This window comes from Escherichia sp. KTE172, assembly GCF_000408845.1.
GTDB classification, from domain to species: domain Bacteria; phylum Pseudomonadota; class Gammaproteobacteria; order Enterobacterales; family Enterobacteriaceae; genus Escherichia; species Escherichia coli.
In genome coordinates, this window is sequence record NZ_KE137316.1 from 2260000 (window position 1) to 2278622 (window position 18623).

The 18623-nt window shown below is 49.3% G+C and carries 17 protein-coding genes; 11 read left to right on the forward strand and 6 right to left on the reverse strand.

Annotated features, from left to right (window positions below):
- Positions 1-56: 56 nt before the first annotated feature.
- The 4 genes from G434_RS13085 to G434_RS13070 are packed head-to-tail and all read left to right on the forward strand — an operon-like array spanning position 57 to position 5003.
- The gene (locus tag G434_RS13085; RefSeq protein WP_001272145.1) at positions 57-608 is read left to right on the forward strand and encodes a fimbrial-like protein; all 552 of its coding nucleotides are present in this window, start codon (positions 57-59) and stop codon (positions 606-608) included.
- A gap of 59 nt (positions 609-667) precedes the next feature.
- Positions 668-3172, forward strand: a complete 2505-nt coding sequence (locus G434_RS13080; RefSeq protein ID WP_016239088.1) for a fimbria/pilus outer membrane usher protein — start codon at positions 668-670, stop codon at positions 3170-3172.
- A 15-nt stretch (positions 3173-3187) separates the two neighbouring features.
- Positions 3188-3937, forward strand: coding sequence for a fimbrial biogenesis chaperone (locus tag G434_RS13075; RefSeq protein ID WP_001269824.1), 750 nt, complete (start codon positions 3188-3190; stop codon positions 3935-3937).
- A gap of 1 nt (position 3938) precedes the next feature.
- Positions 3939-5003, forward strand: coding sequence for a fimbrial protein (locus G434_RS13070; RefSeq protein ID WP_001530892.1), 1065 nt, complete (start codon positions 3939-3941; stop codon positions 5001-5003).
- A gap of 42 nt (positions 5004-5045) precedes the next feature.
- Here G434_RS13070 and glgS read toward each other — a convergent pair whose 3' ends face one another.
- Entirely contained in the window at positions 5046-5246 is a 201-nt protein-coding gene (gene glgS, locus G434_RS13065; RefSeq protein WP_000350095.1) for a cell surface composition regulator GlgS, read from the reverse strand.
- A gap of 268 nt (positions 5247-5514) precedes the next feature.
- Between glgS and G434_RS13060 the strand changes: the two genes are divergently transcribed.
- The 4 genes from G434_RS13060 to ibsE all read left to right on the forward strand — a co-directional run bounded on the left by G434_RS13060 (position 5515) and on the right by ibsE (position 8507).
- Positions 5515-6144 carry an OB-fold-containig protein gene (locus G434_RS13060; protein ID WP_001530893.1) on the forward strand — a complete coding sequence of 210 codons (630 nt, stop codon included), beginning with the start codon at positions 5515-5517 and terminating at the stop codon, positions 6142-6144.
- 26 nt (positions 6145-6170) lie between these two features.
- Positions 6171-7832, forward strand: a complete 1662-nt coding sequence (locus G434_RS13055; protein ID WP_001311137.1) for a flotillin family protein — start codon at positions 6171-6173, stop codon at positions 7830-7832.
- A gap of 240 nt (positions 7833-8072) precedes the next feature.
- Positions 8073-8132 (forward strand): type I toxin-antitoxin system Ibs family toxin, encoded by a 60-nt coding sequence (locus tag G434_RS29840; protein WP_001387081.1) that lies wholly within the window; start codon positions 8073-8075, stop codon positions 8130-8132.
- A 315-nt stretch (positions 8133-8447) separates the two neighbouring features.
- A complete protein-coding gene (gene ibsE, locus G434_RS27615; RefSeq protein ID WP_010723221.1) occupies positions 8448-8507 on the forward strand; it encodes a type I toxin-antitoxin system toxin IbsE in 60 nt (19 codons plus the stop codon).
- 119 nt (positions 8508-8626) lie between these two features.
- On the opposite strand, the gene hldE is transcribed toward ibsE, so the two are convergent.
- The 3 genes from hldE to ygiF are packed head-to-tail and all read right to left on the reverse strand — an operon-like array spanning position 8627 to position 14272.
- Positions 8627-10060, reverse strand: a complete 1434-nt coding sequence (gene hldE, locus G434_RS13050; RefSeq protein ID WP_000869178.1) for a bifunctional D-glycero-beta-D-manno-heptose-7-phosphate kinase/D-glycero-beta-D-manno-heptose 1-phosphate adenylyltransferase HldE — start codon at positions 10058-10060, stop codon at positions 8627-8629.
- A gap of 47 nt (positions 10061-10107) precedes the next feature.
- Positions 10108-12948: a bifunctional [glutamate--ammonia ligase]-adenylyl-L-tyrosine phosphorylase/[glutamate--ammonia-ligase] adenylyltransferase gene (glnE, locus tag G434_RS13045; protein WP_001301081.1), complete on the reverse strand. Its 2841-nt coding sequence runs from the start codon at positions 12946-12948 to the stop codon at positions 10108-10110.
- A gap of 22 nt (positions 12949-12970) precedes the next feature.
- Positions 12971-14272: an inorganic triphosphatase gene (ygiF, locus tag G434_RS13040; RefSeq protein ID WP_000046281.1), complete on the reverse strand. Its 1302-nt coding sequence runs from the start codon at positions 14270-14272 to the stop codon at positions 12971-12973.
- A gap of 241 nt (positions 14273-14513) precedes the next feature.
- Here ygiF and G434_RS13035 point away from each other — a divergent pair, with 241 nt between their 5' ends.
- Together G434_RS13035 and cca are read left to right on the forward strand one after the other, a co-directional pair.
- Positions 14514-15134: a TIGR04211 family SH3 domain-containing protein gene (locus tag G434_RS13035; protein WP_001125331.1), complete on the forward strand. Its 621-nt coding sequence runs from the start codon at positions 14514-14516 to the stop codon at positions 15132-15134.
- A gap of 63 nt (positions 15135-15197) precedes the next feature.
- A complete protein-coding gene (cca, locus tag G434_RS13030) occupies positions 15198-16436 on the forward strand; it encodes a fused tRNA nucleotidyltransferase/2',3'-cyclic phosphodiesterase/2' nucleotidase/phosphatase Cca (protein ID WP_000708487.1) in 1239 nt (412 codons plus the stop codon).
- 180 nt (positions 16437-16616) lie between these two features.
- On the opposite strand, the gene bacA is transcribed toward cca, so the two are convergent.
- Together bacA and folB are read right to left on the reverse strand one after the other, a co-directional pair.
- Complete coding sequence (gene bacA, locus G434_RS13025) at positions 16617-17438, reverse strand: undecaprenyl-diphosphate phosphatase (protein ID WP_001281927.1); 822 nt, start codon at positions 17436-17438, stop codon at positions 16617-16619.
- An 89-nt stretch (positions 17439-17527) separates the two neighbouring features.
- A complete protein-coding gene (gene folB, locus G434_RS13020) occupies positions 17528-17896 on the reverse strand; it encodes a bifunctional dihydroneopterin aldolase/7,8-dihydroneopterin epimerase (protein ID WP_001295541.1) in 369 nt (122 codons plus the stop codon).
- A gap of 104 nt (positions 17897-18000) precedes the next feature.
- Between folB and plsY the strand changes: the two genes are divergently transcribed.
- Positions 18001-18618: a glycerol-3-phosphate 1-O-acyltransferase PlsY gene (gene plsY / locus G434_RS13015; protein ID WP_001272796.1), complete on the forward strand. Its 618-nt coding sequence runs from the start codon at positions 18001-18003 to the stop codon at positions 18616-18618.
- Positions 18619-18623: the final 5 nt, after the last annotated feature.

Consider the following 18623-nt stretch of genomic DNA (forward strand, 5'->3'; position numbering starts at 1 on the left):
TAAATAACAGTTACTAATCATTCTCTTTTCTACTTATCTTTATATAAAGGAATATTATGTCCGCTTTTAAAAAGTCACTTCTTGTTGCTGGCGTAGCAATGATTCTTTCCAATAACGTGTTTGCTGATGAAGGTCACGGTATTGTTAAATTTAAAGGTGAAGTTATCTCTGCTCCATGTTCTATTAAACCAGGTGACGAAGATTTAACTGTAAATCTGGGTGAAGTAGCAGATACCGTACTGAAAAGCGATCAGAAATCTTTGGCTGAACCTTTCACTATTCACCTGCAGGACTGCATGCTGAGTCAGGGTGGAACTACTTATTCAAAAGCGAAGGTTACTTTCACTACAGCAAATACCATGACGGGTCAGTCTGATCTTCTGAAAAATACCAAAGAAACTGAAATCGGCGGCGCCACTGGCGTTGGCGTACGTATTCTGGACAGCCAGAGCGGCGAAGTAACTTTAGGTACTCCGGTAGTAATTACGTTCAACAATACCAACAGCTATCAGGAACTGAATTTCAAAGCTCGTATGGAATCCCCAAGCAAAGATGCCACCCCGGGCAACGTTTACGCTCAGGCTGACTACAAGATTGCTTACGAGTAATCGCATTTGGCCGGGTTCGCCCGGCCACATCATTAACGGATTAATGATAAGTGGATCAGATGTATAAAAAATTAAAATTAACCACAATAAGCGAATTGATTAAAAATATTTATTGTTCATTATCCGTTATCATCATTGGTTGTGCGTCAGCTTATGCCGTTGAATTCAACAAAGATTTAATCGAAGCCGAAGATCGTGAAAACGTTAACCTTTCCCAATTTGAAACTGATGGCCAATTACCCGTCGGCAAATATTCACTAAGCACTCTGATTAATAATAAGAGGACGCCAATCCACCTTGACCTCCAATGGGTATTAATTGATAACCAAACTGCAGTTTGCGTGACACCAGAGCAATTAACATTATTAGGATTTACTGATGAATTTATTGAAAAAACTCAGCAAAACCTGATCGATGGTTGTTACCCTATCGAAAAAGAAAAACAAATTACAACTTATCTCGATAAAGGGAAAATGCAATTATCCATATCTGCACCTCAGGCATGGTTAAAATACAAAGATGCAAACTGGACGCCTCCTGAACTTTGGAATCATGGTATTGCTGGGGCATTTCTTGACTACAATTTATATGCCTCTCATTATGCACCACATCAGGGCGATAATTCGCAAAATATAAGTTCCTATGGGCAGGCTGGGGTTAATCTTGGGGCCTGGCGCCTGCGTACTGATTACCAGTACGATCAGTCATTTAACAATGGCAAAAGCCAGGCGACCAACCTGGATTTTCCGCGTATTTATTTGTTTCGCCCAATCCCAGCAATGAATGCAAAACTAACTATAGGTCAATACGATACTGAATCCTCTATTTTCGACTCTTTCCATTTTTCTGGCATTTCGTTGAAAAGCGATGAGAATATGTTACCGCCAGACCTACGTGGTTACGCACCGCAAATCACGGGTGTCGCACAAACGAATGCAAAGGTCACTGTCTCACAGAACAACCGTATTATTTATCAAGAAAATGTTCCTCCAGGCCCATTTGCTATTACCAATTTATTCAATACATTACAGGGGCAACTTGACGTCAAGGTTGAAGAAGAGGACGGACGCGTTACGCAATGGCAAGTTGCATCTAATAGTATTCCTTATCTGACGCGTAAAGGGCAGATTCGCTACACCACTGCTATGGGTAAACCGACCAGCATTGGTGGTGATTCCTTACAACAACCCTTCTTCTGGACTGGTGAATTCTCATGGGGTTGGCTGAACAATGTATCCCTGTATGGTGGTTCAGTTTTAACAAACCGTGATTATCAATCTCTGGCTGCCGGCGTTGGTTTTAACCTTAACTCATTAGGTTCATTATCTTTTGATGTCACACGATCTGATGCTCAGTTGCATAATCAGGATAAAGAAACGGGTTATAGCTACCGCGCTAACTATTCAAAACGTTTTGAATCTACCGGTAGCCAGCTCACTTTCGCTGGTTACCGTTTCTCTGATAAAAACTTTGTGACAATGAATGAATATATCAATGACACTAACCATTACACGAATTATCAGAATGAAAAAGAGAGTTATATTGTCACGTTTAACCAGTATCTTGAATCATTAAGGTTAAATACATACGTAAGTTTGGCTCGTAATACTTACTGGGACGCCAGCAGTAATGTGAATTATTCATTATCACTTAGCCGCGATTTTGATATCGGGCCATTAAAAAACGTCTCCACTTCTCTAACATTTAGCCGAATAAACTGGGAAGAAGACAACCAGGATCAACTGTACCTAAATATTTCGATTCCCTGGGGAACTAGTAGAACATTGAGCTATGGTATGCAACGAAATCAGGATAATGAGATTTCGCATACTGCTTCGTGGTATGACTCTTCCGATCGAAATAATTCCTGGAGCGTTTCTGCTTCAGGCGACAATGATGAATTCAAAGATATGAAAGCGTCACTACGCGCCAGTTATCAGCATAATACCGAGAACGGTCGACTCTACCTCTCCGGTACATCACAGCGAGACAGTTATTATTCTCTGAATGCCAGTTGGAATGGTTCATTCACTGCGACTCGCCACGGTGCCGCTTTCCACGACTATAGCGGTAGTGCTGACTCGCGTTTTATGATCGACGCAGACGGCACTGAAGATATTCCGTTGAACAATAAACGCGCGGTAACTAATCGGTATGGCATCGGAGTTATTCCATCAGTCAGCAGTTACATAACAACATCATTAAGTGTTGATACCCGAAATCTGCCAGAAAATGTGGATATCGAAAACTCGGTTATCACCACCACCTTAACCGAGGGTGCTATTGGCTACGCCAAACTTGATACCCGCAAGGGCTACCAAATCATAGGGGTTATTCGCCTGGCAGATGGTAGTCATCCACCACTGGGGATTAGCGTAAAAGATGAAACCAGCCACAAAGAATTAGGACTGGTTGCTGATGGCGGCTTTGTATACCTCAACGGCATTCAGGATGATAACAAACTTGCTTTACGCTGGGGTGACAAATCTTGTTTTATTCAACCACCCAATAGCAGCAACTTAACCACCGGAACGGCTATTTTACCGTGTATTAGCCAAAATTAATTCAGGATGAAACTAATGCGCTACTTAAATACAAAGAATATCATTGCAGCAGGAGTATTACTCTCCTGTATGAGCAGCATTGCCTGGGGTGCCATCATCCCGGATCGTACCCGTATCATAATGAATGAGTCAGATAAAGGCGAAGCATTAAAACTTACTAATCAAAGTAAAAACCTGCCCTATCTGGCCCAAACATGGATAGAAGATACGAAAGGCAATAAATCGCGTGACTTTATTGTCACTGTTCCTCCAATGGTGCGTTTAAATCCCAGTGAGCAAATTCAAATAAGAATGATAACTCAGGAAAAAATTGCTCAACTTCCTAAAGACAGAGAAACGCTCTTCTATTTTAACGTGCGAGAAATACCGCCCAAAACAGATAAAAAAAATGTGATGCAAGTCACTATGCAGCACGCATTGAAACTATTCTGGCGGCCAAAAGCCATTGAATTAGAAGACGATGGGGTAATGACTTACGAAAAAGTTGAAATCATTCGTAGAAATGACGGTTCGATCCGCTTTAACAATAAGATGCCTTATCACGTTACGCTGGGTTATATCGGAACAAATGGGGTAACGATGTTACCACAAACGCAAAGCTTAATGGTAACCCCTTTTAGCTATGCAAATACGCAGTTTAAAAATGTTCCGTCAACTTTTCAGGTGGGTTATATCAATGACTTTGGTGGATTAAGTTTTTATGAAATAAACTGCCCTGTAGTAAATAACATTTGTAATATTTCTGTAGCCAACCGAGATCAATAATATGCGCTACTTGTTAATTGTTATTACTTTTTTTATGGGTTTTAGTTCATTACCTGCATGGGCAATGGACTGCTATGCTGAACATGAAGGTGGAAATACCGTTGTCATTGGTTACGTACCAAGAATCTCTATCCCCAGCGATGGTAAAAAAGGTGATAAAATCTGGCAAAGCAGTGAATATTTTATGAATGTTTTCTGTAATAATGCACTACCAGGCCCATCTCCAGGAGAAGAATACCCATCTGCATGGGCAAATATAATGATGTTGTTAGCATCAGGTCAAGACTTTTATAATCAAAACTCTTATACTTTCGGTGTAACTTATAATGGGGTTGATTATGATTCTACATCTCCACTACCTATTGCAGCACCTGTATGTATTGGTATAAAAGGAGCCGGAACCTTCGGGAATGGCTACAAAAAGCCCGCAGTCTGTAGTGGCGGTCCTGAACCGCAATTATCAGTAACTTTTCCAGTACGAGTGCAGCTATATATTAAGCTAGCTAAAAATGCCAATAAAGTAAATAAAAAACTTGTATTACCTGACGAATATATAGCACTTGAATTTAAAGGTATGAGCGGAGCAGGTGCTATAGAAGTAGATAAAAATCTGACCTTCAGGATTCGCGGATTAAATAACATTCATGTCCTTGACTGCTTTGTTAATGTTGATCTGGAACCAGCTGATGGCGTTGTCGACTTTGGTAAAATAAATTCCCGAACAATTAAAAATACCAGCGTGAGTGAGACGTTTAGCGTAGTCATGACCAAAGATCCGGGTGCGGCCTGTACTGAGCAGTTTAATATTTTAGGGAGTTTTTTCACTACGGATATTTTGAGTGATTATAGCCATCTGGATATAGGTAATGGTCTGCTATTGAAGATATTTCATAACGATGGAACAGCAACGGAATTTAACCGCTTCTCACAATTTGCTTCTTTTTCATCGTCTAGTGCGCCTTCGGTCACCGCACCATTCAGGGCAGAACTGAGTGCGAACCCGGCAGAAACGGTTGTTGAGGGACCGTTTAGTAAAGACGTAATCCTGAAAATCACCTATAACTAGTATCTAATACAAACACTAAAACGGGCCATCAGGCCCGTTATATCAGTGCTCTAACTCCAGCTCTCTTGCCTGCATCATCTGTTGACAATACCAGGCATAACGTGCGCAAAACCAGGTTCTATGTTCTTCATCCATGTTACCAGTAACGGCCAGAATATCGACCGGGCGACCTTCTGCGTGCATTCTGGCAAAACTACGCGCCAGGAAATCGAAATTATTTAAAGAATTAAGACTATGATCCATAAGCACATCCTCCGGTTATCGCATACCTTTTAAGGCCATATGCTTTTTCTGATTTCAGTATTCCCCAATCAGTGTAGTGCCTTTAAACATAACGTGCGTAAATATATTGTCCCCGATCACACTTTTTAGTGAAAAATAAAAAACCATATTAAAAGACTTTCTCTTCCAGAACTTCTCTAACCTGTGTTATTATTAACACAGATAAATGTAAGCAAGGAAACTATTACAAATTAAATATTGCGTCACTAAATGGACATTGGAGTGATATATGATTTTATTCGCCGACTATAACACCCCTTATCTTTTCGCTATTTCCTTTGTACTGTTGATCGGCCTGTTAGAAATTTTTGCGCTTATCTGCGGTCACATGCTCTCCGGTGCTCTTGATGCACATCTTGACCATTATGATTCTATAACCACAGGTCATATTAGCCAGGCACTTCATTATCTCAATATTGGAAGATTGCCAGCTCTCGTCGTTCTCTGCTTACTGGCTGGTTTTTTTGGTCTTATTAGCATCCTGTTGCAGCATGCCTGCATCATGGTCTGGCAATCACCACTGTCGAACCTGTTCGTGGTTCCTGTCAGTTTACTGTTTACGATTATTGCGGTGCATTATACCGGTAAAATAGTTGCGCCCTGGATTCCACGCGACCATAGTTCAGCTATTACAGAAGAAGAATATATTGGTAGCATGGCGTTAATTACCGGTCATCAAGCCACTTCAGGTAATCCCTGCGAAGGAAAACTCACCGATCAATTTGGCCAAATACATTATTTACTACTGGAGCCTGAAGAAGGAAAAATTTTCACTAAAGGAGACAAAGTGTTAATTATTTGCCGACTTTCTGCAACGCGATATTTGGCGGAAAATAATCCCTGGCCCCAAATATTGTAATTTATTAATCAAAAGGAAATTTAATAATGGATGATATTGTTAATTCTGTGCCCTCCTGGATGTTTACCGCAATTATTGCCGTATGCATTCTGTTTATTATTGGAATTATTTTCGCCAGGCTCTATCGTCGCGCTTCGGCAGAGCAAGCTTTTGTTCGTACTGGTTTAGGTGGGCAAAAAGTGGTAATGAGCGGTGGCGCAATCGTGATGCCGATCTTTCATGAAATAATCCCCATCAATATGAATACTCTGAAGCTGGAAGTCAGCCGCTCAACCATTGATAGCCTGATTACGAAAGATCGTATGCGCGTCGATGTAGTAGTCGCTTTCTTTGTGCGGGTAAAACCTTCAGTAGAAGGGATTGCCACCGCTGCCCAGACGCTGGGGCAACGCACCCTGTCGCCTGAAGACTTACGTATGTTGGTTGAAGATAAATTTGTCGATGCCCTCCGTGCAACAGCTGCGCAAATGACCATGCATGAGTTACAGGATACCCGCGAGAACTTTGTGCAGGGGGTGCAAAATACAGTGGCAGAAGACCTGTCGAAAAACGGTCTGGAACTGGAGAGCGTTTCACTTACCAACTTTAACCAGACCTCGAAAGAACATTTCAATCCGAACAATGCCTTTGACGCCGAAGGTTTAACCAAACTGACTCAGGAAACAGAGCGCCGTCGCCGCGAACGTAACGAAGTTGAACAGGATGTAGAAGTTGCGGTGCGTGAAAAAAATCGCGATGCGCTATCGCGCAAGCTGGAGATTGAACAGCAAGAAGCGTTTATGACGCTTGAGCAGGAGCAGCAGGTTAAAACCCGTACTGCCGAACAGAATGCACGTATTGCGGCTTTTGAAGCTGAACGTCGTCGTGAAGCAGAGCAGACACGAATTCTGGCTGAACGACAGATTCAGGAAACAGAAATCGACCGCGAACAGGCCGTCCGCTCAAGAAAGGTTGAAGCTGAACGTGAAGTTCGCATTAAAGAGATCGAACAGCAGCAGGTCACCGAAATCGCTAACCAGACGAAATCGATCGCTATTGCCGCCAAATCGGAACAACAGTCCCAGGCAGAAGCGCGTGCTAATCTCGCACTTGCAGAAGCGGTAAGCGCCCAACAAAACGTAGAAACCACTCGCCAGACTGCCGAAGCCGATCGTGCTAAACAAGTTGCCCTAATCGCTGCCGCGCAGGATGCAGAAACCAAAGCGGTTGAACTGACCGTGCGGGCGAAAGCAGAAAAAGAAGCCGCAGAGATGCAGGCGGCGGCTATCGTTGAGTTAGCCGAAGCTACACGTAAAAAGGGTCTGGCGGAAGCAGAAGCACAACGTGCGCTGAACGATGCTATCAACGTACTTTCTGATGAACAAACCAGCCTTAAATTCAAACTGGCCTTGTTGCAGGCGCTGCCTGCGGTAATAGAGAAATCCGTTGAGCCGATGAAGTCAATCGACGGTATCAAGATTATTCAGGTCGATGGTCTGAATCGTGGCGGCGCTGCGGGTGATGCAAACACGGGTAATGTGGGGGGCGGAAACCTGGCGGAACAAGCATTATCAGCCGCTCTCTCTTACCGCACACAGGCACCGCTGATTGACTCCTTGCTCAATGAAATTGGCGTTTCAGGCGGCTCACTGGCGGCATTGACTTCACCCTTAACCTCAACAACTCCCGTCGAAGAAAAAGCAGAGTAAACCCTCTTCCAGGAATAATCCCTGGCCCAAAAAGCCGGGGATTTTTTATATCTGCGTTCCGCTAAAAAGTGCAAATGATCAGGTTGTTGCAGCATTTTGCGTGACGGCTCGGGGAAGGCAAAACTGCATCAGAGAAAGCATTGCGTGGGGTCTGGCGCTCATCAACAATCGGGGAGTCAGCAGGGGGCTGAAACGGGAAAGCCCCTCCCGAAGAAGGGGGCCTTACAGAAGGAAAGGGTTATGATGAAGCTCGTCATCATACTGATTGTGTTGTTACTCGTAAGTTTCGCAGCTTATTAACAGCCAATCAGAGGGGGGAGAAATCCTCCCTCACCCTTGTTCCTTTACTTTAGGTTGAAAAAAAATCAGCGTCAAGAAGGTTTCATTAACACATATCCCTGGCCCAAAAAGCCGGGGATTTTTTATATCTGCGTTCCGCTAAAAGGTGCAAATGCTCAGGACGTTGCAGCGTTTTGCGTGACCGCTCGGGGAAGGCAAAATTGCCTCTGGGAAAGCATTGCGCGGGGTCCGGCGCTCATCAACAATCGGGGGGCAGCAAGGGGCTGAAACGGGAAAGCCCCTCCCGAAGAAGGGGCCTTGTATAAGGAAAGGGTTATGATGAAGCTCGTCATCATACTGGTTGTGTTGTTACTGTTAAGTTTCCCGACTTACTAACAACTCATCAGAGGGGGGAGAAATCCTCCCTTACCCTTGTTCCTTTACTCTAGGTTGAAAAAACAACAGCGTCAATAGGCCTGCCATGTACGAAGCGAGATCTGTGAACCGCTTTCCGGTTAGCCTTTTTTATCCTGTTGGATCTTCTTGATGATGTTGGTCGTCGAGCAACCGTCTTCAAAGTTGAGCACCAACACTTCGCCACCGTTGGCCCAGACTTCTTTACTCCCGGCAATCTCTTCTGGTTTATAGTCGCCGCCTTTCACCAGCAGATCTGGCAAGATCCCGGCGATCAAGCGCTGCGGCGTGTCCTCTTCAAACGACACTACCCAGTCGACCGCTTCCAGTGCGCCCAGCACAATCATACGCTGTTCGAGTGGGTTTACCGGGCGGGAATCCCCTTTCAGCCGTTTGGTGGAGGCATCGCTGTTGACGGCAACAATCAAGCGGTCACCCAGCTTGCGGGCATTTGCCAGATAAGAGACGTGCCCGGCGTGCAGGATGTCAAAGACACCGTTGGTCATCACCACTTTTTCACCACGTTTACGCGCTGCCGCTACGGCCAGCTTCAGTTCCTCTTCGGTCATCACGCCAAAGCCTGTATCTGCACGTCCACGTACAGCATTTTCCAGCTCGATCGGCGAAACCGTGGAGGTTCCCAGTTTGCCGACCACCACGCCAGCCGCCGCATTGGCAAAGAAGCAGGCTTCTTCCAGCGAATTACCCGCTGCCAGCGTTGCCGCCAGGACGCCAATCACCGTGTCGCCCGCACCGGTAACGTCATACACTTCCTGCGCTTGGGTTGGCATATGCAGCGGCGCTTTACCCGGTTGCAGCAGCGACATACCCTGTTCGGAACGGGTCACTAACAGAGCCGAGAGTTCGTAATCGGCAATCAGTTTCATGCCGCGCTCAACAATCTCTTCTTCGGTCTTACATTTACCGACAACAGCTTCAAATTCCGAGAGATTCGGCGTTAACAGCGTAGCGCCGCGGTAGCGCTCAAAATCGGTACCTTTTGGATCAATCAGCACCGGAACACCCGCTTTACGCGCCAGTTGGATCATCTGCTGTACGCTTGCCAGCGCACCTTTGGCGTAGTCAGAAAGCACCAGCGCGCCAATCGAACTCAGCGCCTGATTAATCCGCTCGTGCAGCGGCTGCGGATCAACACCTTCGAAACCTTCTTCAAAATCCAGACGGATCAGCTGTTGGTTGCGGGAAAGTACCCGTAATTTGGTAATGGTCGGATGCGTCGGTACAGAAACGAAGTCGCATTTGACGTTGACGTCGGCCAGAGATTTACTCAGCGCGCGCGCTGCATCGTCAATGCCCGTCAACCCGACCAGGCGTGCATTAGCACCGAGAGAAGCGATATTCATCGCCACGTTAGCCGCGCCGCCCGGACGTTCTTCGATGGTATTCACTTTAACCACGGGCACCGGCGCTTCCGGCGAGATACGACTGGTGGGGCCGTACCAGTAACGATCCAGCATCACATCACCAACCACCATCACTCCTGCACGTTCAAACTCTGGCAGCGTTACTTTCATTCCTGTCTCCTGAGAGATTCAAAATTTGCGCGCGATAATACCATACTTCATTCTTCCACCAGCCACTTCTGCCAGCTTGCCCGCACCAGTTCACGCTCTGCGGTGAAGCAATCCTCCGACACATGGCCCGGCAATTCCTGTAATGCCAGATGATGAAGTTCATCGCGAAGCGTAGTGTAAGCACGGGTCAGCGCCATCGCTTCCTGCTCTTCCATAATGTCGTTTTGCGCCAGTAGTTCCAGAATACGCACGTTGTCTGACCAGCGCGTTAACTTCGGTTTTTCATGAGCGTAGCGCAACACCAGATATTGGGTAATAAATTCGATATCGGTAATTCCCCCTTCATCAGCTTTGATATCAAAGCGATCGCGATGTTTATTGCCGAGATGAGCGCGCATTTTCTCGCGCATTTCCCGCACTTCCGTTTGCAGAGTTTTACCTTCACGCGGCAGCGTCATAATCTCGCGACGCACTGCGTCAAAGTGCGCGGTGAGCTGCGGATCGCCGTACACTACACGCGCACGCACCAGCGCCTGATGTTCCCACGTCCAGGCCTCGTTTTTCTGATAATCGGCAAATGCTTCTGCGGATGTCACCAGCATTCCCGCCGCCCCGGACGGACGCAGTCGAGCATCCACTTCATACAAAATGCCGGAAGAGGTACGCGTACTGAACAGATGCATAATGCGTTGCGCCAGACGCAGATAAAACTGCCGCCCGTCGATTTCCCGCTCACCGTCAGTCATCGCATCCATTGGGCAATCATGGAGGAAGATAAGGTCAAGATCGGAACTGTAGCCTAACTCCCAGCCGCCCAGCTTGCCGTAGCCGACCACCGCAAAACCACGCCCTTCGCGTTCGTTCAGGTGATTCGGCTTACCGTAGCGGGCAACCATTTGAACCCACGCCTGCTGAACGACGGCATCTATCATGGCTTCCGCCAGCCAGGTTAAGTGATCGCTCACTTTCATCACCGGTAGCGTACCGGCGATATCCGCTGCGGCGATGCGTAACAGCTGCGCCTGTTTGAACTGACGCAGCGCCTCAAGCTGTTGCTCTTCGTCATCTTCCGGCACGCGCAGCAAATACTGGCGCAACTCATCGCGGTAGGCATCGGTCGCCGTCGGCTGGTAAAGGGTGTTTGGATCGAGCAATTCATCCAGCAATAATGGATAACGCGCCAGCTGGCTGGCAATCATCGGCGACGCGGCACACAGAGAAATCAAATGTTTAAGCGCCGCGGGGAATTCACTGAGCAATTCTAAATAGGTGGTGCGGGTAACAATCCCCACCAGCAAGGCGGTAATGCGCGACAGCGTAACGGCAGCGTCTTCACGCGCACAGACATCACTTAGCAGATGCGGCATCAGATGGTCGAGCACCTGACGTCCTCGCGGCCCGATGGTGCGCTTATCCAGCTCTTTGCGGAAATCGGCAATCAGCGTTAGCACCTGTTTGCGATCATCCTCGCTAAGATGCGCCAGCACTGGCGTAGTGTCATCTTCCTGCAACGCATCCTGCCACAGCTCACGCCACTGTTCCGACAGCGACTCTTCCTGAGTTTCACTTTCATCGTCGCCAATCAATTCATTAAACACCCGGCGCACATTGGTCATATGTGCGGTCAGCGCCCCGGTCAGTTGCGGCCAGTCAGCAAAGTCCATCGCCCACGCCAGCCGCGCACGATTAAGCTCATCAGAAGGAAGCGTCTGGGTTTGTTCGTCGTTAATGCTTTGCAGCAGGTTTTCCAGACGCCGCAGGAACAGATACGCCACTCGCAATTGTTCAGCATCGTTTTCAGAAAGCAGATGCAGCTCGGCAATGGCGCTGAGCGTTGGCAGTAAAGAGCGCGATTGCAGCGACGGTTCGCGTCCGCCGCGAATGAGCTGGAACACCTGAACGATAAATTCAATTTCGCGAATGCCGCCTGCGCCGAGTTTGATATTGTCGGTCAAACCACGTCGACGCACTTCACGGGCAATCATCCCTTTCATGTTGCGCAGCGACTGAATCACGCTGAAATCGATGTAACGACGGAAAACAAACGGGCGCAGCATCGCACGCAACTCGTTAGCATAGACGCCTTCGCTATCGCCCATAATCCGCGCCTTGACCATCGCGTAACGCTCCCAGTCGCGCCCCTGCTCCTGGTAATAATCTTCCAACGCGGCAAAGCTCAGCACCAGCGGGCCACTTTCGCCAAACGGACGCAGCCGCATATCCACGCGATAGACGAAGCCATCCTGCGTTGGTTGATCCAGCACTTTAATCAGCCGCTGCCCCATGCGGGTAAAAAACTGCGCGTTATCCAGTTCCCGGCGTCCACCCTGCGTACAACCATGTTCCGGCCAGGCAAAAATCAGATCGATATCAGAGGAGAAATTCAGCTCCCCACCGCCCAGCTTACCCATGCCTAAAATCAGCAGCGGTTGCGCTTCGCCCTGCGCATTGCACGGCGTTCCCCACTCGCGGCAGCAGGCGTCATACAGCCAGTCACGCGCCGCAACAATCAGCGTCTCCGCCAGATAGCTGAGCTGCTGCAATATGCTCTCTTCAGTAACCAGTGCCAGCGTTTGCGCCCAGGCGATGCGCACCATAATGCGCCGCCGGAATAGCCGCAGCTCGCGCATTAACCCGGCTTCGTCACTCACATTACAGAGCGCCTCCTGCAACCATGCCGCGTAATGCTGCCATTCGTCGGCCTGCGGCGGTTGGCTTTCCAGTTCCGTCAGCCACTCTGGATGCGCAATCACGCTGTCCTGCACAAAATCACTAAAAGTAAGTACTGACTTCGCCTGTGCGCTAAGTGATTCCTCGGCTAAAGGCTCTGGCAGCCGCTCAACAACGGTCTGCCAGTACTGCTGTAACGGTGAAGAGAGCGGCTTCATAAGCGATTTTATCCTTGCCTGATTAACGTTTTCCGCTGTGCAACCAGAACGGTTCCTGATTGTTTGCCTCATTACGGAAATGTTCAATTTCGATGCGTTGCCCGGTCGCAATAGCGTGATGCAGCCCCTGCCAGTTCTCCAGCCAGGCTTGCGCGACGACAGGATCATAGTAACCCGCCAGCAACAGTATTGAGTCAATATCACGCGTCAGGCGTGGCAACTGGTCACGGTAGCGATCGCCTAACGGCTGGCAGAAAACGCTTTTCAGTTCAGCGGCATGGCGGGAAAGATGGATATCGGCAAAGCGTTTGAAGGAGTCGCTGATTTTGCCCTGCGCTTTGGCATCTAAAAATGGCTGCCATGCTTTGCTTACCAACCATTCGGTCAACGCCAGCTTCGCCATTGCCGTTTCGGTAGAGTAGACCGCCGTCACGGCAGACACCGCAGAAGCAATGGTCGCCTCGCATTGAGTCAGCAGATCACGTAAGTGAGTGCTCGCTTTACGCGGCACAATACCACCGAACAGCATCAGCGTATGACGGACCAGGCTAATGGCTGCCAGCACCTGTTCTTTCGCCGCATCGTTGCCGCGTACCCACAGTTCTTCATGATACTGCCATTGCGCTAACGCCAGCTCGAGCGCCGCTTCCAGCCCCTGTTCCACATCGGCTTTTGCCGCAACATGCAAAATGGTGGTCGGTTTGATTTCACGCGCCGGATTGCCCTGCGCCAGATGATAGCCACGCGCCGCTTTGCTCAGGCTGCCCTGGCGTAATCCGGTTTGCGATACCAGTTGGTTCGCCAGTTTCAGCACCGCGCGCGTGTCGCCGCTAAGCAGTTCCAGTTCCAGCTCACAGATAGGTTCAGCAAATTCACCCGCTTTCACTTCCCCCTGGTCGAGGGCGATTTCAATTTGGCTACCATCGACCGCCACCAGCCATTTTTCGCGATAAAAATCGGTGCTGAACAGCGGCTGCACGCGGGAGGCGAGATCGGCGGGCAATTCGCCGTTCGGCCAGACTTCCGTCGGTAACTGCGCCAGGTCGAGCGTCGGTTCGCTCAACGCCACGTTATATTCCGGGCGCTGATGTAAGCCGCCTGTCACTCTTCCTGCAACTTTCATGGTCATCTCATAGCGACCGTTTTCGCCACGAATACGTAAGCCCATATCGTGCCCACGCAGCCAGTTATCCGGCGTTTCGTAGTAAATATTCAGCAACTGCACGGGGTCATGGTGCTCGCCGCCCAGCGTATTGAGATGGTCACGCAACGCCTCAACGGCACTGTGATTAACAATAAACTTTAATTCGATTTCCTGAGCCATGGCCTTTACTTATCGGTTATGTCACATAAGTGACGATGAACGGCGAACTTAATGCGATCTTTTTTGTCAGTAGATAGTATTTTGCGCCAAATTGCCATGCAACGGGCAATTTGACGGGCGTAAAAGTTTGAAGCAGTGGCAAGACCTGACACAGAGGATTCCGATTGATGTCGAATGCTTTGCGTAGCGACACTGATGCCACTACTATCGTTCCACTTTCCATGACAATAACGACAGCCTGATGCCAAAATTACGCCTGATCGGATTAACTTTACTCGCACTTAGCGCGACTGCCGTCTCACACGCTGAAGAAACGCGCTATGTTTCCGACGAACTGAATACCTGGGTCCGCAGCGGTCCGGGAGATCATTATCGCCTCGTGGGCACGGTTAACGCCGGCGAGGAAGTGACCTTATTACAAACTGACGCCAACACCAATTATGCCCAGGTGAAAGACAGCTCTGGCCGTACCGCCTGGATCCCGTTGAAACAACTTAGCACTGAGCCAAGCCTGCGCTCCCGTGTGCCAGATCTGGAAAATCAGGTCAAAACCCTGACCGATAAACTCACCAATATCGATAACACCTGGAATCAGCGCACCGCAGAAATGCAGCAAAAAGTGGCGCAGAGCGACAGCGTGATCAACGGGTTAAAAGAAGAAAATCAGAAACTGAAAAACGAGCTGATTGTCGCGCAGAAAAAGGTCGATGCCGCCAGCGTACAGCTGGATGACAAACAGCGCACCATCATCATGCAATGGTTTATGTATGGCGGTGGCGTGCTGGGGCTTGGCTTGCTGCTCGGTCTGGTACTGCCGCACCTGATCCCAAGCCGCAAACGCAAAGATCGCTGGATGAACTAAATCGCCTTCTTCGTTGCACTGTCTTATTATTAGGAATTGTGTATTTGACGAAGGGATGATGGCGTGAAGATTTATCTGGTCGGTGGTGCTGTTCGGGATGCATTGTTAGGGCTACCGGTCAAAGACAGAGATTGGGTGGTGGTCGGCAGTACGCCACAGGAGATGCTCGACGCGGGCTACCAGCAGGTAGGCCGCGATTTTCCTGTGTTTCTGCATCCGCAAACGCATGAAGAGTATGCGCTGGCACGTACCGAACGGAAATCCGGTTCCGGTTACACCGGTTTTACTTGCTATGCCGCACCGGATGTCACGCTGGAAGATGATCTTAAGCGTCGCGATCTGACCATTAATGCGCTGGCCCAGGACGATAACGGCGAGATTATCGACCCGTACAACGGTCTGGGCGATCTGCAAAATCGTCTGTTGCGCCATGTTTCCCCCGCTTTTGGCGAAGATCCGTTACGCGTATTGCGCGTGGCGCGTTTTGCTGCGCGTTATGCCCACCTCGGTTTTCGTATTGCCGATGAAACTCTGGCGTTGATGCGCGAGATGACCCATGCGGGTGAACTGGAACACCTGACGCCTGAACGGGTATGGAAAGAGACGGAAAGCGCCCTCACCACCCGCAATCCACAGGTGTTCTTCCAGGTACTGCGCGATTGCGGCGCACTGCGCGTTTTATTCCCGGAAATTGACGCACTGTTTGGCGTTCCGGCCCCTGCCAAGTGGCATCCGGAAATCGATACGGGTATTCATACCTTAATGACGCTCTCAATGGCGGCGATGCTGAGTCCGCAGGTCGATGTCCGTTTCGCAACTTTATGCCACGATCTCGGTAAAGGGCTGACGCCGCCAGAACTCTGGCCGCGTCATCATGGTCATGGCCCGGCGGGTGTTAAGTTAGTGGAACAACTATGCCAGCGTCTGCGCGTGCCAAATGAAATTCGCGATTTAGCCAGACTGGTGGCTGAGTTTCACGATCTCATCCACACCTTCCCAATGCTGAACCCAAAAACCATCGTCAAATTATTTGATTCCATCGATGCCTGGCGTAAACCGCAGCGTGTCGAGCAACTGGCGCTGACCAGCGAGGCTGACGTGCGCGGCAGAACCGGTTTTGAATCAGCGGACTACCCGCAAGGCCGCTGGTTGCGCGAAGCCTGGGAAGTGGCGCAGTCAGTGCCGACAAAAGCCGTCGTTGAAGCGGGATTTAAAGGTGTGGAGATTCGCGAGGAGCTGACCCGACGGCGGATTGCGGCGGTAGCCAGCTGGAAGGAACAACGTTGCCCAAAGCCTGAATGAGTATTGGGCATTTTGCCGGATGCGGCGTAAACGCCTTATCCGGCTACATGTCAACGACAGTTGTAGGCCTGATAAGACGCGCAAGCGTCGCATCAGGCGTTGATTGCCGGATGCGGCGTGAACGCCTTATTCGGCCTACGCAATCGTTGACAACGCCAAGCATCCGACACTATTCCTCAATTAAAAGAACACGACATACACCGCAGCCGCCACAATAAAGCGATAAATGGCGAACGGGATAAACGAAATGCGCTTAATCAATTGCAGGAAGGTTTTAATCGCTATCAGCGCCACCACAAAAGCGGTGATAAACCCAACGGCAAACATCGGGATATCGCCGCTTGTCAGGAAGCCCCAGCTTTTGTAGAGATCGAGCGCCGTTGCGCCCATCATCATCGGCACCGCCAGCAGGAACGAAAACTCGGAAGCAGCGTAACGGCTCACCCCCATCAGCATCCCACCTGAAATGGTCGCCCCGGAACGGGAGAAACCCGGCCACAGCGCCAGACACTGGAAACAGCCAATCATAAATGCCTGACGATAGGTCATATCATCAAGACCCGGCGCACGCGGCTCTTTCGGCTTCAGGCATTCGGCGGCAATCAGCAACAAACCGCCAACGACCAGCGCATACATCACATTTATCGGGTTAAACAATGACTTAATCGTGTCGTGGAACAACAGCCCCAATACCACCGCCGGAATCATCCCCAGCAAAATGTGGATCAGCGTTAAACGACCTTTGCTTTCACCTTCGTGCTGCAACGGGCGGCCAAAGTGGATGCCAATCAGGCCAAACAGACGCCGCCAGAACATCACTACTACCGCCAGAATTGATCCTAACTGGATCACAACTTCAAAGGTTTTCGCCGTGTCGCCCTCAAACCCCAACAAGTGACCGACAATAATCATATGGCCCGTGCTGGATACCGGCAGAAATTCTGTCAATCCTTCGACCACACCCAATATTGCCGCTATCAGCAGCGAGTGCATATCGCTCATCAATAAACCCCTAAATTATTAAAATGTACCGCTTGTCCGAACTACTGCGTATGACCAGGTTATAACCGTTTGGTTTAACAGCTGTAAAATTAATTATTTTCTTTCAGATTATTGCCACGCTCAATGATTACGCCAACATTCGCCGCCCGCGCCACTGCGCCTGGCTTGCTGAGTTTGATACGCACCCACGGCGAGTTGAAGCGTGCTAACAGCAGCTCCGCCACCTCTTCAGCCACGCGTTCCACCAGCGCAAAACGCGCCCCCTCGACGTGGCTGACCACCGTTTCTGCAATGTCAGCGTAACTGAGGCAATCCGCCACATCATCACTTTTCGCCGCTTTACGGTTATCCCACGCCATTTCGATATCGAACACTAACTTCTGTTCGATGGTCTGTTCCCAGTCGTAAACACCAATAGTGGTGATTACCGAAAGTTGCTCTATAAATACAATATCCATCACGTCCTGCCTGCTTTTTGGCTAACCGGATACCACTTCCGGCGAAATGTGCGTATTATCCACAGATTCATCGTTGAACACGAATTTTCAAAACGGAACAGCTTATGAGTGCAATCGCGCCTGGAATGATCCTCATCGCGTACCTCTGCGGCTCCATTTCCAGTGCCATTCTGGTTTGCCGCTTGTGTGGGCTGCCCGATCCGCGAACCAGCGGCTCCGGCAATCCAGGCGCAACCAATGTGTTACGTATCGGTGGCAAGGGAGCAGCCGTAGCAGTACTGATTTTCGACGTTCTGAAAGGAATGTTGCCCGTCTGGGGCGCGTATGAATTAGGTGTCAGCCCCTTCTGGCTAGGCTTAATTGCCATCGCCGCCTGTCTTGGACACATCTGGCCCGTTTTCTTCGGATTTAAAGGAGGAAAAGGCGTTGCTACCGCTTTTGGTGCCATCGCACCCATTGGCTGGGATCTCACCGGAGTAATGGCGGGAACCTGGTTACTGACCGTGCTATTGAGCGGATACTCGTCGCTGGGAGCGATTGTCAGTGCACTGATTGCTCCGTTTTATGTCTGGTGGTTTAAGCCACAATTCACCTTCCCGGTTTCGATGCTCTCTTGCCTGATCCTGCTGCGTCATCATGACAACATCCAACGTCTGTGGCGTCGTCAGGAGACAAAAATCTGGACGAAATTCAAAAGAAAGCGCGAAAAGGATCCCGAGTGATTTCT